20 protein-coding genes are annotated in these 24,000 nt (G+C 70.0%); 7 read left to right on the forward strand and 13 right to left on the reverse strand.

The window, feature by feature from the left end; all coding sequences use genetic code 11:
- Positions 1-271: 271 nt before the first annotated feature.
- A complete protein-coding gene (locus OHA58_RS22860; RefSeq protein WP_405485115.1) occupies positions 272-526 on the reverse strand; it encodes a hypothetical protein in 255 nt (84 codons plus the stop codon).
- A 444-nt stretch (positions 527-970) separates the two neighbouring features.
- On the opposite strand from OHA58_RS22860, the gene OHA58_RS22865 reads away from it, so the two are divergent.
- On the forward strand, positions 971-1,495 hold the full coding sequence (locus OHA58_RS22865; RefSeq protein WP_405481009.1) for a universal stress protein: 525 nt from the start codon (positions 971-973) through the stop codon (positions 1,493-1,495).
- A 148-nt stretch (positions 1,496-1,643) separates the two neighbouring features.
- Positions 1,644-2,213: a GPR1/FUN34/YaaH family transporter gene (locus OHA58_RS22870; RefSeq protein ID WP_405481010.1), complete on the forward strand. Its 570-nt coding sequence runs from the start codon at positions 1,644-1,646 to the stop codon at positions 2,211-2,213.
- A gap of 198 nt (positions 2,214-2,411) precedes the next feature.
- On the opposite strand, the gene glmS is transcribed toward OHA58_RS22870, so the two are convergent.
- A complete protein-coding gene (glmS, locus tag OHA58_RS22875) occupies positions 2,412-4,229 on the reverse strand; it encodes a glutamine--fructose-6-phosphate transaminase (isomerizing) (protein WP_405481011.1) in 1,818 nt (605 codons plus the stop codon).
- A 17-nt stretch (positions 4,230-4,246) separates the two neighbouring features.
- On the reverse strand, positions 4,247-4,504 hold the full coding sequence (locus tag OHA58_RS22880) for a hypothetical protein (protein ID WP_405481013.1): 258 nt from the start codon (positions 4,502-4,504) through the stop codon (positions 4,247-4,249).
- A gap of 212 nt (positions 4,505-4,716) precedes the next feature.
- Between OHA58_RS22880 and OHA58_RS22885 the strand changes: the two genes are divergently transcribed.
- Together OHA58_RS22885 and OHA58_RS22890 are read left to right on the forward strand one after the other, a co-directional pair.
- A complete protein-coding gene (locus tag OHA58_RS22885; protein ID WP_405485117.1) occupies positions 4,717-6,297 on the forward strand; it encodes a purple acid phosphatase family protein in 1,581 nt (526 codons plus the stop codon).
- Between the two features lie 118 nt (positions 6,298-6,415).
- Positions 6,416-8,110, forward strand: a complete 1,695-nt coding sequence (locus tag OHA58_RS22890) for a beta-N-acetylhexosaminidase (RefSeq protein WP_405481014.1) — start codon at positions 6,416-6,418, stop codon at positions 8,108-8,110.
- Between the two features lie 57 nt (positions 8,111-8,167).
- Here OHA58_RS22890 and OHA58_RS22895 read toward each other — a convergent pair whose 3' ends face one another.
- The 10 genes from OHA58_RS22895 to OHA58_RS22940 form a co-directional block, all read right to left on the reverse strand.
- Complete coding sequence (locus tag OHA58_RS22895; RefSeq protein WP_405481015.1) at positions 8,168-9,943, reverse strand: IucA/IucC family protein; 1,776 nt, start codon at positions 9,941-9,943, stop codon at positions 8,168-8,170.
- Positions 9,940-10,473, reverse strand: coding sequence for a GNAT family N-acetyltransferase (locus tag OHA58_RS22900; protein WP_405481016.1), 534 nt, complete (start codon positions 10,471-10,473; stop codon positions 9,940-9,942). Before OHA58_RS22900 ends, OHA58_RS22895 begins: the two co-directional genes overlap by 4 nt.
- A complete protein-coding gene (locus tag OHA58_RS22905; RefSeq protein WP_405481017.1) occupies positions 10,470-11,750 on the reverse strand; it encodes a lysine N(6)-hydroxylase/L-ornithine N(5)-oxygenase family protein in 1,281 nt (426 codons plus the stop codon). Before OHA58_RS22905 ends, OHA58_RS22900 begins: the two co-directional genes overlap by 4 nt.
- Positions 11,734-13,185 carry a lysine decarboxylase DesA gene (desA, locus tag OHA58_RS22910; protein WP_405481018.1) on the reverse strand — a complete coding sequence of 484 codons (1,452 nt, stop codon included), beginning with the start codon at positions 13,183-13,185 and terminating at the stop codon, positions 11,734-11,736. The genes OHA58_RS22905 and desA overlap by 17 nt, the downstream gene beginning before the upstream one ends.
- A 154-nt stretch (positions 13,186-13,339) precedes the next feature.
- On the reverse strand, positions 13,340-14,230 hold the full coding sequence (locus OHA58_RS22915) for a siderophore-interacting protein (RefSeq protein ID WP_405481020.1): 891 nt from the start codon (positions 14,228-14,230) through the stop codon (positions 13,340-13,342).
- Between the two features lie 5 nt (positions 14,231-14,235).
- The gene (locus OHA58_RS22920; RefSeq protein ID WP_405481022.1) at positions 14,236-15,279 is read right to left on the reverse strand and encodes an ABC transporter substrate-binding protein; all 1,044 of its coding nucleotides are present in this window, start codon (positions 15,277-15,279) and stop codon (positions 14,236-14,238) included.
- Between the two features lie 104 nt (positions 15,280-15,383).
- Positions 15,384-16,544 (reverse strand): acyl-CoA dehydrogenase family protein, encoded by a 1,161-nt coding sequence (locus OHA58_RS22925; protein ID WP_116513644.1) that lies wholly within the window; start codon positions 16,542-16,544, stop codon positions 15,384-15,386.
- Positions 16,545-16,549: 5 nt separating this feature from the next.
- Positions 16,550-17,548, reverse strand: coding sequence for a hydroxymethylglutaryl-CoA lyase (locus OHA58_RS22930; protein WP_405481024.1), 999 nt, complete (start codon positions 17,546-17,548; stop codon positions 16,550-16,552).
- Complete coding sequence (locus tag OHA58_RS22935) at positions 17,545-19,482, reverse strand: acetyl/propionyl/methylcrotonyl-CoA carboxylase subunit alpha (RefSeq protein ID WP_405485119.1); 1,938 nt, start codon at positions 19,480-19,482, stop codon at positions 17,545-17,547. Before OHA58_RS22935 ends, OHA58_RS22930 begins: the two co-directional genes overlap by 4 nt.
- A gap of 19 nt (positions 19,483-19,501) precedes the next feature.
- Positions 19,502-21,124: a carboxyl transferase domain-containing protein gene (locus tag OHA58_RS22940; protein WP_405481025.1), complete on the reverse strand. Its 1,623-nt coding sequence runs from the start codon at positions 21,122-21,124 to the stop codon at positions 19,502-19,504.
- Between the two features lie 111 nt (positions 21,125-21,235).
- Here OHA58_RS22940 and OHA58_RS22945 point away from each other — a divergent pair, with 111 nt between their 5' ends.
- The 3 genes from OHA58_RS22945 to OHA58_RS22955 all read left to right on the forward strand — a co-directional run bounded on the left by OHA58_RS22945 (position 21,236) and on the right by OHA58_RS22955 (position 23,997).
- Positions 21,236-21,829 carry a TetR/AcrR family transcriptional regulator gene (locus OHA58_RS22945; protein WP_227294797.1) on the forward strand — a complete coding sequence of 198 codons (594 nt, stop codon included), beginning with the start codon at positions 21,236-21,238 and terminating at the stop codon, positions 21,827-21,829.
- A gap of 92 nt (positions 21,830-21,921) precedes the next feature.
- The gene (locus OHA58_RS22950) at positions 21,922-23,079 is read left to right on the forward strand and encodes an acyl-CoA dehydrogenase family protein (protein WP_116513646.1); all 1,158 of its coding nucleotides are present in this window, start codon (positions 21,922-21,924) and stop codon (positions 23,077-23,079) included.
- Between the two features lie 36 nt (positions 23,080-23,115).
- The gene (locus OHA58_RS22955; RefSeq protein WP_116512863.1) at positions 23,116-23,997 is read left to right on the forward strand and encodes an acyl-CoA thioesterase II; all 882 of its coding nucleotides are present in this window, start codon (positions 23,116-23,118) and stop codon (positions 23,995-23,997) included.
- Positions 23,998-24,000 lie beyond the last annotated feature (3 nt).

Consider the following 24,000-nt stretch of genomic DNA (forward strand, 5'->3'; position numbering starts at 1 on the left):
CGTCGTGACCAGTTGGGGATCCGGCACATTGTCGACATGGCAACTTGGCGTGAAGCATTCGATCACGAAGCGTGGCACTCAGGGGCGTTGCAGGGAAGTGCGCCTCAACTCAGTGGCCGGTCCCCGTAGGGTGCAAGCGCCTTCTGCGGTCCTTTCATGCCTGGTGGCACGGGGGTTGGAGGCGGGTGACGGCAAGAAATGCACGGCCGGGCGAAGTTGGCTGAAAATATACGCGGTAGTGCGCGGAAACCAGTCAGCCCTCCGGCGCACATCATCCCGTGCGGCGACCGCCCTTGCGCGCCCCCGGCACCGTCCCGCCGCGCCGGCCCCGATGGCCGCAGGACCGTACCGGAGTCGGCCGCGCCGCGCACCGCTCGGACTGGCGCAGAAGCGCCCGGCAGGCCCCGGTCACCGCGGCGAGGCCGAGCGCCGCGCCCGCCGCCCCGGCCAGTGAGATCCCGTATCCCACCAGGACGACCGGGACCAGGACGCAGCTGAACGCGGCCCAGCGGACGACGTCGCTCACCGTGTCCGTGCCGGACGGCTCCGTGGTCTCCCGCCGGCCCTCGTGCGCGTCCTCGGGCGGCCGCCGCTCGCTTGAAGCGGCGTCGGGCGGGTACACGATGGACGGTCCGGGCACGGCGCGCTCCCTGTTGCTGTGGGTACGCACGTTCAACGCGTGGTGGTCCGGCCGGTCACTCGGCCGAACCGGGGGCTCCCGGACCGTACCCAAACCGTCTGTACGAGGCAGCAACCATTGCCATACGGGCGCGGCCTCGGGCATGCTCCCCTGAACGCCGCGGAGCGTGCGCTTAACCGGGCAGACGACTCTGGGCAGAGGAGGAGTGTCGCCGTACCCTTGGGGGTATGGGCTTGGGAAGATGATTCCCGGACACAGCTCCGCCGCTCCCTGTCGTCCCTCCATCGAGGATCCGCCGAGGATCCAGAGGACCTAATCGCCGAGATACCCATGGCCGGTCACGAATTCCCTGAACCCGCGGACCGCAAGCGGCAGGTCGCCGATCCCTCGGCGACCCCCCAGGCGGCGGAAGAAACACGTCAGTCCTGCGATCCCGCCTTCAAGCACGGAGTGGTCGTCGGCTTCGACGGCTCGACCTCCAGCGAGCGGGCCCTCGCCTACGCCATCGGCATGGCATACCGCTCGGGCTCCGGCCTGATCATCGTCCACGTCGCCAACCGGCTGCCCACCACGGTGTGGGCGGGCTGCGAGCCGCCGGTCTTCGTGGATGTGCCGGACCACCGCACCGAGGTGCTCGGTCTCGAACTCGCCTGTGCGGACTATCTGTCCGAGGTGCCCTGGATCCTGGTCGAGCGCGGCGGCGACATCTGCCACGAACTCGAAGAGGTGGGCCGGGAGTACGAGGCCGACGCGATCGTCGTCGGCTCCACGCACGGGATCGTCGGGCGGATCTTCGGCTCGGTCGCGGGACGGCTCGCGCGGCGCGCCAGGCGCCCGGTCATCGTCATCCCTTAACTCCCTTCGGCCCCAGGCGAGATGGGTAAATCCTACTCGCGCGTAGAGGTGCTTTGTGCCTTTGTGAAGGGTACATACCGGTCGCTGGACCATCGCAGGGCCCAGTACCGCGCGCAGCACAACTGCACCCGCATGAAGGGAGCCCGCCGTGGACAAAGACGTCTCCGCGGGAAGCACGACCTCCACTCTCGGCCATCTCGCCCTGGGACTCACCCTGTTGGCCTTCGGCCTTGGTCATACCGAAGTGATCGGCGGTGTGACGGCCGCGAATGCCGTATCCCTCGCGACGTACGTCGGTGGCATCGCCCTGTTCGTCGCCGGTCTGCTCGCCTACCGCGCCAGTGACGCCTCGACGGGTACGGCCTTCGCCGCGCTCGGCGCGTTCTGGTTCACCTGGGGTGTCACGGCCGGCGACGCCATGTCGGCCAACGCGCAAGGGCTGTTCATGCTCCTGTTCGCGATGCTCGCGCTGAGCCTGACCCTCGGGGCGTCCGGCTCCGGGACCCTGGTGCGCGGGGCGTACGGGGCGCTGTGCGTGGCCCTGCTGCTGCTCGCCGTGGCCGCGTTCGGTGACACGGCCGGGCTCGCCAAGGTCGGCGGCTGGTTCGCCGCGGTGGGCGGGCTCCTCGCCTGGTACGCGGCGACGGCCGCGCTGGGCGGGCTGCCCACGGCCCTGCCGGGGCGTGCTGCCGGCCGGGGGGTGACGGCCACCGGCTGACAGCTGCGGGCCGGGGAATGGGCGCCCCGGCCCCCCAATAAGAACGGGTCCCTGTGCGCTTGGTGGCGCGTGCGGGGACCCGTTCTCTTGTTTGGTTTGTCTGGTGCGGCTGTGTGGGGGCTGGTCGCGCCCACGCGGCGGAGCCGCACAATGTCACAGCCCCGCGCCCCTTTCAGGGGCGCATGCTTACGGAGCGCTCTACTCGACCGTGACCGACTTCGCCAGGTTGCGGGGCTTGTCGATGTCGCGGCCCAGGGCCAACGCCGTGTGGTAGGCGAGGAGTTGGAGCGGGATGCCCATGAGGATCGGGTCGAGCTCGTCCTCGTTCTTCGGGACGACGATCGTGCGGTCGGCCTTCTCCTGCTCCTGGTGCGCGACCGCGAGGATGCGGCCGGAACGGGCCTTGATCTCCTCGAGGGCGGCGCGGTTCTTCTCCAGCAGGTCGTCGTCCGGGACGATCGCGACCGTGGGGAGCGCCGGCTCGATCAGGGCGAGCGGGCCGTGCTTCAGCTCGGAGGCGGGATAGGCCTCGGCGTGGATGTACGAGACCTCCTTGAGCTTGAGCGAGGCCTCGCGGGCGACGGGGTAGCCGCGGACCCGGCCGATGAACATCATCGAGCGGGCGTCGGCGTACTCCTCGGCGATCTTCTTGATCTGCTCTTCCTGCTCCAGGATCTGCGTGATCTGCCCGGGCAGCTTGCGCAGGCCCTCGATGATCCGCTTGCCGTCGGCGACGGACAGGTCGCGGATGCGGCCGAGGTGGAGGGCGAGGAGGGCGAAGGCGACCGTGGTGTTGGTGAAGCACTTGGTCGAGACGACGCACACCTCGGGGCCCGCGTGGACGTACACGCCGGCGTCCGACTCGCGGGCGATGGCCGAGCCGACGACGTTCACGACGCCGAAGACGCGGGCGCCCTTGCGCTTCAGCTCCTGCACGGCGGCGAGGACGTCGTACGTCTCGCCGGACTGGGAGACCGCGATGTAGAGGGTGTCGGGGTCGACGACCGGGTTGCGGTAGCGGAACTCGGAGGCCGGCTCGGCGTCCGCGGGGATGCGGGCCAGCTCCTCGATCATCTGCGCGCCGATCAGGCCCGCGTGGTACGAGGTGCCGCAGCCCAGGATCTTCACGCGGCGCACGCTGCGCGCCTCGCGGGCGTCGAGGTTGAGACCGCCCAGGTGCACGGCGGAGAAGCGCTCGTCGATGCGGCCGCGCAGGACGCGGTCGACCGCCTCCGGCTGCTCGAAGATCTCCTTGTGCATGTACGTGTCGTGGCCGCCCATGTCGTACGAGGCGGCTTCCCACTCGACGGTCGTCGGCGACGCGGTCGTGCGCGTGCCCTCCGTCGTGTAGGTGCGGAAGTCGTCGGCCTTGAGGGTGGCCATCTCGCCGTCGTCGAGGGTGACGATCTGGCGGGTGTGGGCGACCAGGGCGGCGATGTCCGAGGCGACGAACATCTCCTTCTCGCCGATGCCGAGGACGACCGGGGAGCCGTTGCGGGCCACCACGATGCGGTCGGGGAAGTCGGCGTGCAGGACGGCGATGCCGTATGTGCCCTCGATCAGCCGGAGCGCCTCGCGGACCTTGTCCTCGAGCTTCTCGGCGGGGGAGCGGGCGATGAGGTGGGTGAGGACCTCGGTGTCCGTCTCGGAGAGGAAGGTGACTCCCTCGGCGGTCAGCTTGGCGCGCAGGTCGGAGGCGTTGTCGACGATGCCGTTGTGGACGACGGCGACCTTGTTGTCCGCGGACATGTGGGGGTGCGCGTTCTCGTCGGACGGTGCGCCGTGGGTGGCCCAGCGGGTGTGGGCGATGCCCGTGGTGCCCTTGAAGCGGGCGGGCACCTTGGCCTCCAGGTCGCGCACGCGGCCCTTGGCCTTCACCATTTTCAGGCCGCCGGCCTTCGGGCTGGTGATGACGACGCCCGCGGAGTCGTAGCCGCGGTACTCCAGGCGCTGCAGCCCCTCGAGCAGCAGCGGTGCCACGTCACGCTTACCGATGTAACCGACAATTCCGCACATATGTGTACTGATCCCCTCTAGCCGTAGACGATGCGCCGCAGCTGCCGCAGAGACAGCTCGGGCGGCGCGACCGCGCGGTACTTCAGGTCTGCCGAGATCCGTTCGAAGATCTCCGCGTTCACCAGGCCCTGACCCTGGAGCTCGCGGTGGCGGCGACGGACGAACACGTCGGTCGTCTCGTCGAAGTAGGCGAGCACGTCCTGGATCACCCGCAGTGCCTCGCCCCGGTTCAGGGGCGAACTGCGCGTCAGATGATCGACAAGTTCGTCGTGCACTCGGATGATCCTGGAGGATGAGGGGACGGTTCGCAAGAATTCTGCCCGATTTCGGGCAGGGGTGCGTCATCCGGCGTGGGCGCCGGGGTTCTTGGGACAGCTGTGGTCAAGGTTTGAAGGGCGCCATGCCGCTTGTTCCCGTTGCGTTCACATGCCGTATCCGGCCGGGATGAGTGACCCGAGCAACTTTTCCGGTCATGGACATTCCCCGTATGGGCGTACCCGAGCAGCTTGCCGACCGGAGCCTGGCCGAGCAGCACGAGTACCTGCGCAGCAAGTTCTCCCGCCGCACGATGATGCGCGGCGGCGCCGTCACCCTGGGCGCGATAGCGGGCGGCGCCTTCGTGCCGGGCGCTGCGAGCGCCGCCGTCCCCGCGCAGACCGGGCGGACCCCCGGCCACGTAGCCGCCGCCCAGAAGGTCGACGGCGCGCTCGTCGCGCCCTTCGCCCGCCACCTCGCCTACGGCACGGACGCCCGTACCGAGATGACCGTCTCCTGGCAGGTCCCGGTCGCCGTCAAGAACCCGTACATCCGCGTCGGCGTCCACCCCTGGGACCTGTCGCGGAAGATCGAGGCCGAGGTCCGGCCCCTCTACACCCCGGCCGGGGTCGGCACCGGCGCCGACCACACCCAGTACTACCTCCACGCCCAGCTGACCCGGCTGCGCCCCGGCACCACCTACTACTACGGCGTCGGCCACGACGGCTTCGACCCGGCGGCCGCGCACCTGGCCGGCACGCTCGGCACCTTCAGGACGGCGCCCTCGCACCGCGAGCCGTTCACCTTCACGGCCTTCGGCGACCAGGGCGTCAGCTACCACGCGCTGGCCAACGACAGCCTGATCCTGGCGCAGAACCCGGCGTTCCACCTGCACGCCGGAGACATCGCCTACGCCGACCCGTCGGGTTCGGGCCAGACCGGCGACACGTTCGACGCCCGCACCTGGGACCAGTTCCTCGCCCAGACGGAGTCCGTCGCCAAGCAGGTGCCGTGGATGGTCGCGTACGGCAACCACGACATGGAGGCCTGGTACGCGCCGCACGGCTACGGCAGCCAGCAGGCCCGCTTCACCCTGCCGGACAACGGCCCCGACGCGAAGAACCTGCCCGGCGTCTACTCCTTCGTGCACGGCAACACGGCGGTCATCTCGCTCGACGCCAACGACGTGTCCTGGGAGATCCCGGCCAACCTCGGCCTGTCCGGGGGCACGCAGACCTCGTGGTTCGAGCGGCAGCTGAAGAAGTTCCGCGCCGACCGCGACATCGACTTCGTCGTGGTCTTCTTCCACCACTGCGCGTACTGCACCGCCACGAGCCACGCCTCCGAGGGCGGTGTGCGCAAGGAGTGGGTGCCGCTGTTCGAGAAGTACACCGTCGACCTCGTCATCAACGGGCACAACCACGTCTACGAGCGCACCGACGTGCTCAAGGGCGACCGGGTCACCAAGGAGCTGCCGATCGGCGGCACGGCGTACCCCGAGACCGACGGCATCGTCTACGTCACCGCGGGCGCCGCGGGCCGGAGCCTGTACGCGTTCCCGGTCGACGACACGTACGAGGGGCACGAGAAGGAGATCGATCCCTTCACGTCCTTCGTGGTCCAGCCCGACGGCAGCAAGAAGAACATCACCGTCGACTGGTCGCGCGTGCGCTACACGAACTACTCGTTCCTGCGCGTCGACGTGGAGCCGGCGCCGGCGGGCCACACGGCGAAGCTGACGGTGCGGGGCCTCGCGGAGACCGGTGAGGAGATCGACCGCTTCGTCGTCGCGCGCAAGGTGCGGCGTGGCTGAGGCCGGCCTGTTGTGGGGCCCGCCCCTTCCCGAAGGGGCGGGCACTCCCGGGATTCCGTCATCCACCCGGTGAGAATTGGTCTACACCCTTGACCCGCTCATGGGGCGGACGGTACCCATGGTGACTGTTCGGCTGCACAGATGTGAAACCCCCCGCGATCCACGACCCAGTCGCTCGTCGAAGGGACCGTTTGTGAGACAGCAACAGAAGCAGCGCCGCAGGACCGCCCGGCTGTTCGGGTCGCTGCTGCTCGTCGCGGCCGCGGGGGTGTCCGCCGTCGGCGCCGCCCCGTCACCGGGTTCGGGATCCGCCGCCGCGACCCCGCTGGGCCAGGTGGTGCCCGCTCCGGCCTCGGTGGCCGCGGGCGGACCGGCGTACGAGATCACCTCGAAGACGCGGATCCGCGTCGAGCGGGACTCGAAGGAGGCGCAGCGCGTCGCCGACTACCTCGCGGGCGTGCTCAGGCCCTCCACCGGCTACCGGCTGCCCATCACGGGCCAGGGCGGCGACGACGGCATACGTCTCGAACTCAGCGGCAGGGCAAAGGACTTGGGGGCCGAAGGGTACCGGCTCGTGTCCGGCCGCGGCTCCGTCACCATCACCGCCCACAAGGCCGCCGGTCTCTTCCACGGCGTGCAGACCCTGCGCCAGCAGCTGCCCGCCGAGGTGGAGAAGAGCAGCAAGCAGACCGGGCCGTGGCTCGTCGCGGGCGGCACCATCGAGGACAGCCCCCGGTACGGCTACCGCGGCGCCATGCTCGATGTCTCCCGGCACTTCTTCGGGGTCGACAAGGTCAAGCGCTACATCGACGAACTCGCCCTGTACAAGGTCAACAAGCTGCATCTGCACCTGAGTGACGACCAGGGGTGGCGCATCGCCATCGACTCCTGGCCGAAGCTCGCCACGTACGGCGGGTCCACGCAGGTCGGCGGCGGGCAGGGCGGTTACTTCACCAAGGCCCAGTACAAGGAGATCGTCCAGTACGCCGCCTCGCGGTATCTGGAGGTCATCCCCGAGATCGACATGCCGGGCCACACGAACGCGGCGCTCGCCTCGTACGCGGAGCTGAACTGCGACGGTGTCGCGCCGCCGCTCTACACCGGCACGAACGTCGGCTTCAGCTCGCTGTGCGTCAACAAGGACCGCACGTACGACTTCGTCGACGACGTGATCCGTGAGCTTGCCGCCATCACGCCCGGCAAGTACCTCCACATCGGCGGCGACGAGGCGCACTCCACCAGCCATGAGGACTACGTCGCGTTCATGGACAAGGTGCAGCCGATCGTCGCCAAGTACGGGAAGACCGTGATCGGCTGGCATCAGCTGACCGGCGCCACCCCGGCGAAGGGCGCCCTCGCCCAGTACTGGGGTCTCGACGGGACCAGCGCGGCCGAGAAGGCGCAGGTCGCGGCGGCGGCGCAGAAGGGGACGGGGATCGTCATGTCGCCGGCCGACCGTCTCTACCTCGACATGAAGTACAACAAGGACACCCCGCTCGGCCTCGCCTGGGCCGGGTACGTCGAGGTGCAGCGCTCGTACGACTGGAACCCGGGCAGCTACCTTCCGGGCGTTCCGGCGTCGGCTGTCCAGGGCGTCGAGGCGCCGCTGTGGTCGGAGACCCTGTCGACCTCCGCGCAGGTCGAGTACATGGCCTTCCCGAGGCTGCCCGGTGTCGCCGAACTCGGCTGGTCCCCGCAGGCCACGCACGACTGGAACACGTACAAGGTGCGGCTCGCGGCGCAGGCTCCGCGCTGGGACGCGCTCGGCATCGGCTACTACAAGTCGACGCAGGTGCCCTGGCCGGCGAGCTAGGACGCCGGTAGGCGAGTGGGGCTTCCCAAGGACCGTCTTGGGGAGCCCCACTCACGTCTACGCGATCGGGTTCGGCAGTGTCCCGATCAGCTGGAGGGCCCCCGCCGGGTCCGCGAGGTCCACCATCTGCTCGTTGTTGCGCAGCTGGAGCCGGTTGAGGCAGGACAGCGTGAACTCCGGGGCGAACATGTCGTACTGCCGGAATTTGTCGGCGAGCTGGGGCGCCGACTCCTGGTAGTCGCGGACGCAGTCGGCGACCGCCTGCCAGAACGTGTCCTCGTCGAGCACGCCCTCCGTGACCAGGTTCGCCGCCAGGAAGCGGAAGAAGCAGTCGAAGACGTCCGTGAAGACGGACAGCAGTTTCTGGTCGTCGGGAACCTCGACCCGGATGCGGTCGACGCCCGGCGGGAGAACCGCGTCGGGGTCCATGACGGCGATCTCCTCGGCGATGTCCTTGAAGATCGCCCGCTGGACCGTGCCGTCCTCGCCGAGCACCAGGATGACGTTCTCGCCGTGCGGCATGTACACGAGGTCGTACGCGTAGAAGCTGTGCAGCAGCGGCGTGAGGTACGACCGCAGGTACGGGCGCAGCCACTCGGCGGGCGTCAGGCCCGAGCGCTCGACGAGGGCCGCGGCGAACGAGCGGCCGTCGGCGTCGACATGGAGCAGCGAGGCCATCGTGGCGAGGCGCTCCCCGCCGGCCAGGGACGGGACGGGCGACTCGCGCCACAGGGCGGCGAGCATTTTGCGGTACGGGGAGTAGCGGTCGGTCGCGGCCTCGTACTCCAGGTGCCGGTAGCCGACGGCGGCGCGCTCGCGGATGATCGTCAGGCCGGTCGCCTTGAGGACCTCGTCGTTCTCGATGAGCTGCGCGAGCCAGTCGTTGATGGCCGGCGTGGCCTCCATGTACGAGGCGGACAGGCCGCGCATGAAGCCCATGTTGATGACGGACAGGGCCGTCTTCACGTAGTGCCGTTCCGGGTGCGACGCGTTGAAGAACGTGCGGATCGACTGCTGCGCGAGGTACTCGTCGTCGCCCTCGCCGAGGAGCACCAGACGGCGCTGGGCGACCTCGGCCGCGAAGGTGACCGACAGCTTGTTCCACCACTGCCAGGGGTGGACGGGGATCAGCAGGTAGTCGTCCGGGTCCAGGCCCTGGTCCGTGAGCGTGGCGGTGAACCGTGCGAGGGTCTCCTCACCGAGCTCGGCGCGCAGGTGGGACTCGTAGTCGAGCCCGACACCGGCCGTGAACGCGGCCCGCTCCCGAGTCGCCGCCAGCCAGATCAGCCGGATCGGGCTCGCGGTCTCGGGGGCGTACGAGAGGTACTCGTGGACGCCGAAGCCGAGCCGGCCGTTGTTGGCGACGAAGCAGGGGTGGCCCTCGGTCATGCCCGTCTCGATCTCCTGGAAGGAGCCGTCGAGGGCGAGGGAGGCCGCGGTGACCGGGGTCTTGGCGAGCTTGTAGCAGGTGCCGGAGAGGGTGGAGGAGATCTCCTCCAGGTAGACCGGCAGGATCGTGTCGCTCAGGCCGAGCGAGGTCTTCAGCTCGATGAAGAACTCCAGTGCACTGAGCGGGAGTTCGGTGCCGTCGCGGTGACGGGTGATGGAGTCGGCGGCCACCTGCCAGTGGTCGAGGCGCAGGCGCCGGGCCGTGAAGCGGTAGCGCGTGAGGCCGTCGTCGCTGCGGACCGTGTACCGGCCCGCGCCGTCGGTCTCCTCGGGCGTCAGGAGCCGCTCATGGGCGAATTCGGCGAGCGCCTTGCGGATGAGCAGGCGGTTGGCCTGAGCCCAGCGCTCGGGGGAAAGGTGGGTGGCGGTGTCGGCGAGGGTCATACGGTGCTCCCTGCGGTGGCGCTCTCGAACTGCTCGCGCGTGCAGAAGCTCAGCAGCGCCATCTTCTCCGGCTTCTGTATCTCGCGGTCGGGGACGAAGCCGACGGCCTCGTTCAGGGCGTGCACGGCCGTGTTGCGCACGTCGGGCTCGACGACGACACGCCGCACGGACGGGTCCGTGAACAGGTGCTCCATGACGGCCGTGATGACGGCGCGCGTGAAGCCGTGCACCGGGGAGTCGGTGGGGGCGACCAGGAAGTGCATGCCGATGTCGCCGGGCTCGGGGTCGTACAGGCCGACCAGCTCCACGTGCGCCGGGTCGTAACGCTCCATCAGGAATGCAGGCACTCCGTCGAGTTCACCTATGAACGCGTCGTGGTGGGCAGCCGCGGATATCGCCATGTACTCGCGCTCCACGTCCTGCAGTTTCGCGTCCTGCATCAGCCAGAACGCGGCCTTGGGGTGGGTGACCCAGCCGTGGACGAGCTCGGCGTCCTTTAGGGGGTCGAGGGTGCGGACTGCGAAGGTCATGCGGCGAACTCCTGGAACGCGATGGTCTTTTCTACGGGGTAGTACTCGGCGCCGAGCAGCTCACGGATGATGTACGCGTTGCGGTAGGCGCCCATGCCCAGGTCGGGCGAGGTGATCGAGTGCGTGTGCACGCCGGCGTTCTGGACGAACACGCCGCGGCCCGTGGTGTCGACGGAGTAGTTGCGGGCGAGGTCGAAGCGGCCCCGGCTGTCCCAGTTGAGCCGGTCACGGACCGGCTCCAGGAAGGCGGGCGTCTCGTACTTGTAGCCCGTGGCCAGGATCAGGCCGTCGGTGCGCAGCTCGAAGTCCTTGCCCTGCTCCTCCTGGCGCAGGCCGAGCGTGTACGTGCCGTTCTCGTAACTCGCGCTCTGCAGAGCTGAGTTGGTGAGCAGCCGGGTGGGGACGGGCCCGGCCAGGTTCTTCTGGTAGAGCAGGTCGAAGATCTCGTTGATGAGGTCGCCGTCGATGCCCTTGAAGAGGTTCTTCTGCTGGGTCTCCAGGCGGTAGCGGGTCTCCTCGGGCAGCGCGTGGAAGTAGTCCACGTACTCGGGAGAGGTCATCTCCAGCGTCAGCTTCGTGTACTCGAGGGGGAAGAAGCGCGGGGAGCGGGTGACCCAGTTGAGGCGGTAGCCGTGGACGTCGATCTCGCTGAGGAGGTCGTAGTAGATCTCCGCGGCGGACTGGCCGCTGCCGACGAGGGTGATCGAGCCCTTCTGCTGGAGCTCCTGCTTGTGGTGCAGATAGCGGGAGTTGTGGATCGCGTCGCCGCCGAGGCCCCGGCAGGGCTCGGGGATGTGCGGCGGAGTGCCGGTGCCGAGGACGAGGCGCGGCGCGCGGTAGGTCTCGCCGCCCTCGGTGCTCACGACGTACACCTCGGCGGCCTCGTCGTACGAGACCTGCGTGACGGTCGTGCCGAAGCGGATGCTGGTGAGTTTCGCGGCGGCCCAGCGGCAGTAGTCGTTGTACTCGGTCCGCAGGGGATAGAAGTTCTCGCGGATGTAGAAGGAGTACAGCCGCCCCGATTCCTTGAGGTAGTTCAGGAAGGAGTACGGGGAGGTCGGGTCGGCGAGCGTGACCAGGTCCGACATGAACGGGGTCTGGAGGTGGGCGCCTTCGAGGAACATCCCCGAGTGCCACTCGAAGTCCGGCTTGGACTCCAGGAAGACACCGTTCAGTTCGGCTATCGGCTCGGTGAGGGCGGCCAGGCCGAGGTTGAAGGGGCCGAGGCCGATCCCGATGAAGTCGAGGGGATCAGGGGACTCAGGAAGCTTCGACAAGGTTCTCTCCCAGGTACTGCTCGGCGTGGCCGGCGATCAGATCGAGGACCGCGACGATGTCGTCGACGGTGGTCTCGGGGTTGAGCAGGGTGAACTTCAGGTAGTGGCGGCCGCCCACCTTGGTGCCCGCCACGATGGCGTCGCCGGAGGCGAACAGGGCCTTGCGGGCGTACAGGTTGGCGCGGTCGATCTCGGCGGGGTCGGTGACGCCGGCCGGGATGTGGCGGAAGACGAGGGTGGACAGCTGCGGCTCGACGACGACGTCGAACCGGGGGTCCGCGGCGAGCAGCTCCCAGGCCTTGCCGGCCAGGTCGCACACCTCGTCGAAGAGCTGCCCGACACCGTCGGCGCCCATCACGCGCAGCGTCATCCACAGCTTGAGCGCGTCGAAGCGGCGGGTCGTCTGGAGGGACTTGTCGACCTGGTTGGGGATGCGCTCGGTGACCATGCGGCGCGGGTTGAGGTAGTCGGCGTGGTACGTGGCGTGCCGCAGGGTGGCCGCGTCCCGGACCAGGACCGCGCTCGAACTCACGGGCTGGAAGAACGACTTGTGGTAGTCGACGGTGACGGAGTCGGCGCGCTCGATGCCGTCGAGGAGGTGCCGGTTCTTGACGGAGGCGAGGAGTCCGCAGCCGTACGCGGCGTCGACGTGCATCCAGGTGCCGTACTGGGCGCAGAGCCCGGCGATCTCGGGGAGCGGGTCGATGGAGCCGAAGTCGGTGGTTCCGGCGGTGGCGACGACCGCCATGGGTACGAGGCCCTCCTCGCGGCAGCGCTCCAGCTCCCGCGCGAGGGCGACGGTCTGCATCCGCTTGTCGCGGTCCACGGGGATGGTGACGACGGCGTCGGGGCCGAGGCCGAGGAGCGTGGCGGACTTCTTGACGCTGAAGTGGCTGACGTCGGAGGCGAACACCCGCATTTTCGTGGGGTGTTCGGCGTTCTCGGACTTGGTCTCGTCGCGGGCGAGCAGCAGCGCCTGGAGGTTGGACTGGGAGCCGCCGGAGGTGAAGACGCCGTCGGCGGCGGGGCCGAGGCCGATGCGGCTCGTGGTCCAGTCGATGAGCTTGCGTTCGATCAGGGTGCCGCCGGCCGACTGGTCCCAGGTGTCGAGGGAGGAGTTGACCGCGGAGAGCACGGCCTCGCCGACCACGGCCGGGATGACGACCGGGCAGTTGAGGTGGGCGAGGTAGCGCGGGTGGTGGAAGTAGACCGCGTCGCGGAGGTAGACCTCTTCGAGCTCGTCCAGGGCCGCGGTGGTGTCGGGGAGGGGCTTGTCCAGGTCGACGGCGTCGATGCGGGGCGTGAGCTCGTCGACCGTGACCCCGGTGAACGGCCGGTCGGTGGTGGCGAGTTTGGCCGCCACCCGCTCGATTCCCTCGGTCACGGAACGGCGGTAGTGCTCCGCGGTCGTGTCGTTGAGCAGGTGCGAGCGCATGAACGGTCCTCCGGGTGGGGGCAGGAATGCGGGTGAGCGGGGAAGACGGGCGGCATGGGAAAAGGGGCGAGGTCCCAGCACTTGACTTAGGTTAGCCTAACCTAAGTTGTGCTTGCGACCCCGCCCCTCTCGAGTGGCCGGAAGGTGCTGCCCGTCAGTCCTCGGCGGCCGCCTCCTGGGCCTCGGTGACGCGCAGCCCGTCCTCGCTGAGCCCCTTGCGCCAGTAGCCGACGAACGTCACCGACCGCTTGTCGTAGGCGCGTTCGCGCACGAGATGGCGGCGCAGCTCCTTCATCGTTCCTGACTCGCCCGCGAGCCAGGCGTACGGACTCGACGCGTCCGGCAGCTCGGCCGCGCGGATCGCGTCCGGCGCGGACGGCGCATTCTCGTCACGCACGAGCCAGGTGACGGTGACGTCGCCCGAGGTCTCGATCGCCGGGATGTCCTCGCGGTGCGGGACCTCGAGCCAGACATGCGCGGGCAGTTCCGGCGGCAGCCAGGCGAGGATGCCCAGGGCGGCGGGCAGGGCGGTCTCGTCGCCCCACATCAGGACGTGGTCGGCGCCCTCGTGGGGGCGGCAGCGTACGGCCGTGTTGTCGGCGACCGCCGGGCCGAGGACCGTCACGCGGTCGCCGGCCTTCGCCGCCTCGGCCCAGACGCAGGCGGGGCCCGCGCCGCCGGGGCCGTCGTGGTGCAGGACGAAGTCGATGTCGACCTCGCCGGGTTCGCCGGGCGTGCGGCGCTGCCCGCTGACCGTGTACGAGCGCATCACGGCCCGCACGTCGTCCGGGAGCGCCCGGTACGCGGCGTGCCAGGCGCGGCCGTCGTCGCCCGGCTCGGCGGCCGGCAGGACGGGAGCCTCCTGGCCCGGCTGCGGCAGGAACAGCGACAGGCTCTGGTCGCGGCCTCCGGCGTGGAAGTCCACGAGGTCGGGCCCCGTGAACGTCACGCGCTGCAGCGACGGACCGAGCCGCCGCGTCCGCGCTACCTGGAGGTCGAAGAATCGGAAGGGTGCGATCGCGGGGGACTCGGTCGTCGCCGTCATGTGTGTCAGCCGACCTTCTTGGCCTTCTCGATGGCCTCGGCGAGGTCCTCGAGGATCGGGGCGCACTTGGCGTACGAGTAGATGGGCTCGGTGACGCGCGGGATGACCTGGCCGGCCTTGACGGCGGGCAGCTTCTTCCAGGTGGGCTTCTCGAGGTCCGCGGGCTGAATGGTGGCTGTGCGGTTGTCCATCATGATGATGTCGGCCGGGTACTTGTCGATGTTCTCCCAGCTCAGGTTCTCGAACCAGCCGCCGGACGCCTTCTTCGCCTTCTCCGACGGCTCGACGAAGTTCACGCCGAGCGACTTGAGGTACTCCAGGTCGGCGGAGAGGTTCGTGCCGGAGACGTAGAAGATGTCCTGGCTCGCGGATCCGACGAGGACCCTGATCTCGGGGTGCGCCTTGGCGGCCTTGCGCAGGCGCGCGGCCGCGGCCTCGAAGCGCTGCTTGGCCTTGACGACCTTGTCGGCCTTCACGTCGGCGCCGAGCGACTCGGCGAGGGCGAGCAGGCGCTGCAGCGGCTGCGTCATCTGGCGGTCGTAGACGGAGATGCCGACGCTCGGGGCCAGCTTGAGGATCTTGTCCTTCGATTCCAGCGGGACGGACCAGAGGGTGCCGGCGGTGTCGTACACGGTGGTGACGAGGAGGTCCGGGGCGAGGCCCGCGTACTTCTCGATGTTGAAGCGGCCCCACTCGTTGCCGATGATCGTCACCTTGTCGACGTCGATGTCGCCGGCCTGGACGTCGGCCTTGCCGTCCGAGGTCTTCGTCGGACCGAAGACGCCCTTGCACTCGATGCCGTAGTCCCACAGGGCGGCGGCGACACCGGTGAACGCGACGATGTTCGCCGGGATTTTGTCGCTCTTCGCCGTCGTGCCGCGGTCGTCCTTGAAGGACCAGGGGCCGGACTTGGCGCTGCCCGACTTGGGGCCCGAGCCGCTGTCCTTGGAATCGCTGCCGCAGGCGGCGAGTGCGGCCCCGAGGCCGAGGGCGCCGCCCGCGGCGAGGATGCCGCGACGGGAAGGGGTGGTGAGACGGGCATTGGGCATGACAGTGGCTGCTTTCGTGACGAACGGAGGGCCGCTGGCCGGATTCTGGCTTAGGTTAACCTAACCTAAGTTGTTGTCCAGAGGGCCCCCTCGTCGCCGCCCTCTCAGCCCGTCAGGCCCAGCTCCCGCGCGATCAGCATGCGCTGCACCTCGCTCGTCCCCTCGCCGATCTCGAGGATCTTGGAGTCCCGCCACATGCGGGCCACCGGGTACTCGTTCATGAAGCCGTAGCCCCCGTGGATCTGCGTGGCCTCGCGCGCGTTGTCGACCGCGATCGTCGACGAGTAGAGCTTGGCGAGCGCCGCCTCCTTCTTGAACGGCTCCCCGCTCACCAGCCGCGAGGCCGCGTCACGCCACGCGAGGCGGGACGTGTGCGCCTTCATCTCCATGTCGGCGATCTTGAACTGGATCGCCTGGTACGAGCCGATGTTGCGGCCGAACGCGTGCCGCTCCTTGGCGTACTTCACCGACTCGTCCACACAGCCCTGCGCCAGACCGGTCGCCAGCGCGGCGATCGCGATGCGGCCCTCGTCCAGGATCCGCAGGAACTGGGCGAATCCGCGGCCCTGTTCGCCGAGCAGGTTCGCCGCGGGGACCCGTACGTCGTCGAAGTGCAGCTCACGCGTGTCCGACGCGTTCCAGCCGACCTTCGAGTACGGCGCCGCCACCGTGAAGCCCGGCGTGCCGGACGGCACGATGATCGAGGAGATCTGCGGCTTGCCCTCGGGGGAGCGGCCGGTGACCGCCGTGACCGTGACCAGACCGGTGATGTCCGTACCGGAGTTGGTGATGAAGCACTTCGTGCCGTTGATCACCCACTCGCCGGTCGCCTCGTCGACCCTCGCAGTCGTACGGGTCGCGCCCGCGTCCGAGCCGCCGTCGGGCTCGGTCAGGCCGAACGCACCGAGGATCTCGCCCGAGCACAGCCGCGGCAGCCACTCAGCCTTCTGCTCCTCGGTCCCGAACAGGTGGAGGGGCATCGCGCCGAGCGAGACGCCCGCCTCCAGCGTGATCGCCACGGACGAGTCGACGCGCGCCAGCTCCTCCAGGGCGATCCCGAGGGCCAGATAGTCGCCGCCCATCCCGCCGTACTCCTCCGGGAAGGGCAGCCCGAACAGGCCCATGCGGCCCATCTCCCGCACGATCTCGTACGGGAACTCGTGCCGCTCGTAGAAGTCGCCGATCTTGGGGGCGACGACGTCGTGCGCGAACTCCTCGACGGTGCGGCGGAGTTCTTCGTGCTCGCTGCTCAGGCGGTGGTCCATCTTGTTCACTGCTCCTGTAGGGGCTGTGCCGTCTTCACGAGGGCGCGGACGGTGCGGGACGGGCTGGGCCGGCCCAGCTGTTCGGCCATCCACGCGCTGGTGGCGGTGAGACGGCCCAGGTCGACCCCGGTCTCGATACCGAGGCCCGAAAGCATCCACACGAGGTCTTCGGTGGCGAGATTTCCGGTGGCGCTCTTCGCGTACGGGCAGCCGCCGAGGCCGCCCGCGGAGGCGTCCACGGTGGTCACTCCGTGCTGGAGCGCCGCGAGGGTGTTGGACAGGGCCTGGCCGTACGTGTCGTGGAAATGCACGCCGATCGCGTTCGTCGGCACGCCCTCCTCGTTGAGCTCGGCCAGGAGCGTCTGGACGTGGCCCGGCGTCGCGACGCCGATCGTGTCGCCGAGGCTCAGCTCGTCACACCCCATGTCCATCAGGGCCTTGGCGACCCGGACGACCTGGTGGACCGGGACGGCGCCCTCCCAGGGGTCCCCGAAGCACATGGAGAGATAGCCGCGCACATGCGCCCGGCTCTCCTTGGCGCGGGTCACGACCGGCTCGAACATGGCGAGCGCCTCGTCCACCGTCCGGTTCAGATTGGCCTTGGCGAAGGACTCCGTGGCGCTGGCGAACACGGCGACGCGGCGAGCCCCGAGCGCGAGGGCCCGGTCCAGACCCCGCTCGTTCGGCACGAGCACGGGCAGGTGCGGGCGGGGCTGGATGTCCTGGAGGAGCGGGAACAGGGCTTCTGCGTCCGCCAGTTGGGGCACCCACTTGGGGTGCACGAAGCTGGTCGCCTCGATGGTGGTCAGGCCCGCGGCAGCGAGGCGGCGCACGAACTCCGCCTTCACCTCTGTGGGGACCGTCGCCTTCTCGTTCTGCAGTCCGTCGCGCGCGCCGACCTCGTGGATCCGCACGCGCGCGGGCAGGTCCTGGGAGGGCACGACCATGGGCAGGGCGGTGGGTACGGGGGAGGTGGGGGATGAGGGGGATGCGGGGGTGCTCATGCCGTCGTCTCCTCGTGCGGTGTGACGACCGCGAGGATCTGGTCCATCGCGACGGTCGTGCCCGGTGTGACGTCCAGTTCGGCCACGGTGCCGGCGTGCGGGGCGGAGATGACGTGCTCCATCTTCATCGCCTCGACCACCAACAAGCTCTGTCCTGCGACCACTTCGTCGCCGACGGCCACCTTCACCACGGTGACCGTGCCGGGCATCGGCGCGGTGAGGGAGTCGGCGCCGGAGTGCGCGGCGCCGGTCAACGAGGCCGCCACCGGGTCGAAGTCCTGCACGTGCCAGGCGTCGCCGTCACGGCCGAGCCAGTCACCGGCCCGGTGGAAGGTGTGGGTGAGCCCGTCCAGGTGGAGGGTGACCCGGTCCTGGGTGACGGTGTGGGCGCTGCTCGTGGCGTGGGTGACGGGTTCGTGGCCCGGCACCTTGAGGTCGAAGCCGAGCGGTGCGGGCGTGCCGCCCAGGCGCCAGCCGTTCGGCTGCGAGAACGGGTCGGTCCAGCCGGACCCCGACGGTGCCAGGGCGGTCTCGCGGACCGCGGCGGCCGCCTCGTACACCTCCGCCGGGACCTCGCTCTCGACGAGACCGTCCACCTCGCGCTCCACGAGCCCCGTGTCCAACTCGCCCCCGACCACGGCGGGATGGGCGAGCAGCCGGCGCAGGAACCCGGCGTTCGTCGCGACGCCGAGCGTCACCGTGTCCGCGAGGGCCGCGCGCAGCCTGCGCAGCGCCGTCGCCCGGTCGGGCCCGTACGCGATGACCTTCGACAGCATCGGGTCGTACAGGCTCCCGACCTCCGAGCCCTCGCTGAGGCCGGAGTCGGTGCGCACCCCGTCGCCCTGCGGCTCGCGCAGCGAGACGACCGTGCCGCCGGAGGGAAGGAAGCCTCGCGAAGGGTCTTCCGCGCAGATCCGCGCCTCGACCGCGTGCCCGGTGAGCGTGATGTCGGCCTGCTGGTAAGGGAGTTGCTCGCCCGCCGCGACCCGCAGCTGCCACTCCACCAGGTCGATCCCCGTGACCATCTCGGTGACCGGGTGCTCCACCTGGAGGCGGGTGTTCATCTCCATGAAGTAGTACGACGAAGGGTCGTTGCCCGGCACGATGAACTCCACCGTGCCGGCGCCGCGGTACCCGCACGAGCGGGCCGCCTGCACCGCGGCCTCGCCCATCGCCGCGCGCGTCGCCTCGTCGAGGAGGACGCTCGGCGCCTCCTCGATGATCTTCTGGTGGCGGCGCTGGAGGGAGCACTCGCGCTCGCCCAGGTGGATCACGTGCCCGTGGCCGTCGGCCAGGACCTGGATCTCGATGTGCCGGGGGCGGTCGACCCAGCGCTCCACGAGCAGCGTGTCGTCGCCGAAGGAGGCGCGGGCCTCGCGCCGTGCGGCCGCGATCTCGTCGCCGAGCAGCGCCTCGTCACGCACCAGGCGCATGCCCTTGCCGCCGCCGCCCGCGGACGGCTTGAGCAGCACGGGCATGCCGATCTCCCGTGCCGCGTCGGCGAGTTGGGCGTCGGTGAGCCCGCTGCCGGAGGAGCCGGGCACGACCGGGACGCCGGCCGTCTGCACGGTCTCCTTGGCGCGGATCTTGTCGCCCATGAGGGAGATCGCGTCGGCGGAGGGGCCGATGAAGGCGAGGCCCGCGTCGGCGCAGGCCCGTGCGAAGGCGGCGTTCTCCGCCAGGAATCCGTAGCCCGGGTGGACGGCCTGCGCGCCCGTGCGCGCCGCCGCCTCGAGCAGCCGGTCCACGCGGAGGTAGCTCTCGCCCGCGGGCGGCGGCCCGATGCGGACCGCCGTGTCGGCCTCGCGCACATGGCGGGCGTCGGCGTCCGCGTCGCTGTACACGGCCACCGAGCGGATGCCGAGCGCCCGCAGCGTACGGATGACGCGGACGGCGATCTCGCCGCGGTTGGCCACAAGAACGGTGTCGAACATGCTCATGGGGTCCCTCCCCTCACATCCGGAAGACGCCGAAGCCGCCGGACTTCTCCGGCAGTGGCGCGTGGGCACAGGCGGTCAGGGCGAGGCCGAGGACCTGCCGGGTCTCCAGCGGGTCGATCACGCCGTCGTCCCAGAGCCGGGCCGTCGCGTAGTAGGCGTTCCCCTGGTGCTCGTACTGGGCGCGGATCGGCGCCTTGAAGGCGTCCTCGTCCTCGGCGGGCCACGACTCGCCGCGCGCCTCCAGCTGGTCGCGCTTGACGGTCGCGAGGACGGAGGCGGCCTGCTCGCCGCCCATCACGGAGATCTTGGCGTTGGGCCACATCCACAGGAAGCGCGGCGAGTAGGCCCGGCCGCACATCGAGTAGTTGCCCGCCCCGTACGACCCGCCGACGACGACGGTCAGCTTCGGCACGCGGGTGCTGGCGACGGCCGTGACCATCTTGGCGCCGTGCTTGGCGATTCCGCCCGCCTCGTAGTCCCGCCCCACCATGAAGCCCGAGATGTTCTGCAGGAACACCAGCGGGATGCCGCGCTGGTCGCACAGCTCGATGAAGTGCGCGCCCTTCTGGGCGGACTCGGAGAACAGGATGCCGTTGTTCGCGACGATCCCGACCGGGTGGCCGTGGATGCGGGCGAAGCCGGTGATGAGGGTCTGCCCGAACTCCGCCTTGAACTCGGCGAACCGCGAACCGTCCACCACACGCGCGATGACCTCCCGCACGTCGTACGGGGTGCGCGAGTCGACCGGCACCGCGCCGTACAGCCCCGCGGGGTCCACCTTCGGCTCGATCGCCGGGGTGACCGACCAGGGCAGCGGGCCGCGCTCCGGGAGCGTCGAGACGATCGTCCGCACGATCCGCAGCGCGTGCGCGTCGTCCTCCGCGAGATGGTCCGTGACGCCCGACACCCGGGAGTGCACCTCGCCGCCGCCCAGCTCCTCGGCGGTGACGACCTCGCCGGTGGCGGCCTTCACCAGGGGTGGGCCGCCCAGGAAGATCGTGCCCTGATTGCGCACGATCACGGCCTCGTCGCTCATCGCCGGGACGTACGCGCCGCCCGCCGTGCACGAGCCGAGGACCGCCGCGATCTGGGGGATGCCGGCGCCCGACATCCGCGCCTGGTTGTAGAAGATCCGCCCGAAGTGCTCGCGGTCGGGGAAGACCTCGTCCTGCATCGGCAGGAAGGCGCCGCCCGAGTCCACCAGGTAGACGCACGGCAGCCGGTTCTCCAGGGCCACCTCCTGGGCGCGCAGGTGCTTCTTCACCGTCATCGGGTAGTACGTGCCGCCCTTGACCGTCGCGTCATTGGCGACGATCACGCACGCGCGGCCGCTGACCCGCCCGATCCCGGCGATCACCCCGGCGGCCGGAGCCTGGTCCCCGTACATCCCGTCGGCCGCGAGCGGCGCCAGCTCCAGGAACGGGGAGCCCGGGTCGAGCAGTGTGTCCACGCGGTCGCGCGGCAGCAGCTTGCCGCGCGCGGTGTGCCGGGCGCGGGCCCGCTCACCGCCGCCGAGCCGGGCCGCGGCCAGCTTGCCGCGCAGCTCGTCGGCCAGCGCCTCGTGCGCCGCCTCGTTGGCCTTCCAGGCCTCCGACGCGGGGTCCGCCGCGCTCGTCAGCTCCGGTGCCTCCTGCATCGCGCAGTCCCCTCATTCGGCTCGCGTCGTTCGGCTCCCGCTCGGTTAATGAGCGTTAACGCGTTTCCCTCAGGTTAACGACCGCTAACGTCGCTGTCTAGAATTACCTTCATGGCCACCAGAACCGACGCCCCCACCCGCCGCGAGCAGATCCTCAAGGAGGCCGCGCGGCTGTTCGCCGAGCGCGGGTTCCACGGGGTCGGCGTCGACGAGATAGGTGCCGCGGTCGGCATCAGCGGCCCCGGGCTCTACCGCCACTTCGCGGGCAAGGACGCGATGCTCGCCGAGCTGCTCGTCGGCATCAGCGGGCGGCTCCTGACCGGCGGCAAGCGCCGTCTCGCCGAGTCCGACGGCGGCGATCCCGAGGCGCTGCTCGACTCGCTCATCGAGGGGCACATCGACTTCGCCCTCGACGACCGCCCCCTGATCACCCTGCACGACCGCGAGCTGGACCGCCTGCGCGACAGCGACCGCAAGCTGGTGCGCCAGCTCCAGCGCCAGTACGTCGAGCTGTGGGTCGAGGCGGTGCGCGAGGTCTATCCGGGCCTGGTCGAGCAGCCCGCGAGGGCCGCGGTGCACGCGGTTTTCGGCCTGCTCAATTCGACCCCGCACCTCGGCAGGTCCGGCGGACTGCCCGGCCGCGAGGCGACAGCAGGGCTGCTGCACCGCATGGCGCGCGGGGCCTTTGAGGCGGCCCAGGCGTGACGTGCGTCTCTGGACGCTCCAGAAACTGGCGGGTAACCTAAGCTGAGCAAGCGCTTAGTCGTGCAGTGATGCCGTTTCCGAAGGAGCAGGTCGTGCGCCGTACCGTTTACAACGAGGACCACGAGGCGTTCCGGGACACCATCCGCGCCTTCATCGAGGCCGAGGTCGTTCCCGTCTACGACGAGTGGTTCGCGGCCGGACAGGCCCCGCGCGACTTCTACTACAAGCTCGCCGAGCTCGGCGTCTTCGGTATCCGCGTGCCCGAGGAGTTCGGCGGCGCCGGCATCGACTCGTACAAGTTCGAGGCGGTGATGTACGAGGAGACCTCGCGCGCGGGCGTCCAGTTCGGTGGCTCCGGCGTGCACGTGCTGCTCGGCCTCCCGTACATCAAGATGCTCGCCACCGACGAGCAGAAGAAGCGCTTCCTGCCGAAGTTCGTCTCCGGTGAGGAGATGTGGGCCCTCGCGATGACCGAGCCGGGCACCGGCTCCGACCTCGCGGGCATGAAGACCACCGCCAAGCTCTCCGAGGACGGCACGCACTACGTCCTCAACGGCGCCAAGACCTTCATCACCGGCGGCGTCCACGCCGACAAGGTGATCGTCTGCGCCCGCACCGACGCGCCCACCGCCGAGGACCGCCGCCACGGCATCTCCCTCTTCGCGGTGGACACCAAGTCCGAGGGCTACTCCATAGGCCGCAAGCTCGACAAGCTCGGCCTGAAGACCTCCGACACCGCCGAGCTGGCGTTCGTCGACGTGAAGGTCCCCGTCGAGGACCTCCTCGGCGAGGAGAACAAGGGCTTCTACTACCTCGGCCACAACCTCGCCTCCGAGCGCTGGGGCATCGCCTTCGGCGCCTACGCGCAGGCCAAGGCCGCCGTCCGGTTCGCCAAGGAGTACGTCCAGGAGCGCACCGTCTTCGGCAAGCCCGTCGCCTCCTTCCAGAACACCAAGTTCGAACTGGCCGCCTGCCAGGCCGAGGTGGACGCCGCCGAGGCCGTCGCCGACCGCGCCCTCGAGGCCCTCGACGCGGGCGAGCTGACCCCCGCCGAGGCCGCCAGCGCCAAGCTGTTCTGCACCGAGGTCGCGCACCGCGTCATCGACCGCTGCCTCCAGCTGCACGGCGGCTACGGCTTCATGAACGAGTACCCGATCGCGCGCCTGTACGCGGACAACCGCGTCAACCGCATCTACGGCGGCACCAGCGAGATCATGAAGACGATCATCGCGAAGGACATGGGCCTGTAACCCACCCGTCCCTCCGCCTTCTGTAGAACTGGCTGTATGAATCAGGCACTGGAGTCCCTGCTCGATCTGCTCGACCTGGAGCAGATCGAGCAGGACATCTTCCGCGGGCAGTCCCGTTCCGCCGTCGTCCCCCGGGTCTTCGGCGGACAGGTGGCCGCCCAGGCGCTCGTCGCCGCCGGGCGCACCGTCCCCGGCGACCGGCACGCCCACTCGCTGCACGCGTACTTCCTGCGGCCCGGTGACCCGGGCGCGCCCATCGTCTACACGGTCGACCGGATCCGCGACGGGCGCTCCTTCACCACGCGCCGCGTCGTCGCCGTCCAGCACGGGCAGCCGATCTTCCATCTCTCGGCGTCCTTCCAGACGTACGAGGACGGGCTCGAGCACCAGGCGGCCATGCCGCCCGCGCCCGACCCCGAGACGCTGCCCACCGCCGCCGAGATGCTGCCGCGCTACGCCGACGCGTTCGTCGAGCCCGGCGTCGCCGAGCGGCTCCTCGAAGCGCGCGAGGCCGTCGACCTGCGGTACGTGGACGCGCCGCCGTTCGGCAGCGTGGGCACCCCGCAGGAGCCGCGCTCGCAGGTCTGGTTCCGTACGAACGGCAAGCTCCACGGCGTCATCGACGAGCCGCTGCTGCACGTCTGCCTCGCCACGTACGTCTCCGACATGACACTCCTCGACTCCGTGCTGCTCGCGCACGGGCGCGGGGGATGGGCCGTGGGCGACGTGGTCGGCGCCTCGCTCGACCACGCGATGTGGTTCCACCGGCCGTTCCGCGCCGACGAATGGCTCCTGTACGACCAGGAGTCGCCGTCGGCCTCGGGCGGGCGCGGCCTCGGCCAGGCCCGCATCTACACCCGCGACGGACAGCTCGCCATCTCCGTGATCCAGGAGGGCGTCGTCCGCGTCCCGCGGTGAGCC

The sequence above is a fragment of the Streptomyces sp. NBC_00009 genome, assembly GCF_045040855.1.
Classification (GTDB): Bacteria; Actinomycetota; Actinomycetes; order Streptomycetales; family Streptomycetaceae; genus Streptomyces; species Streptomyces aureus.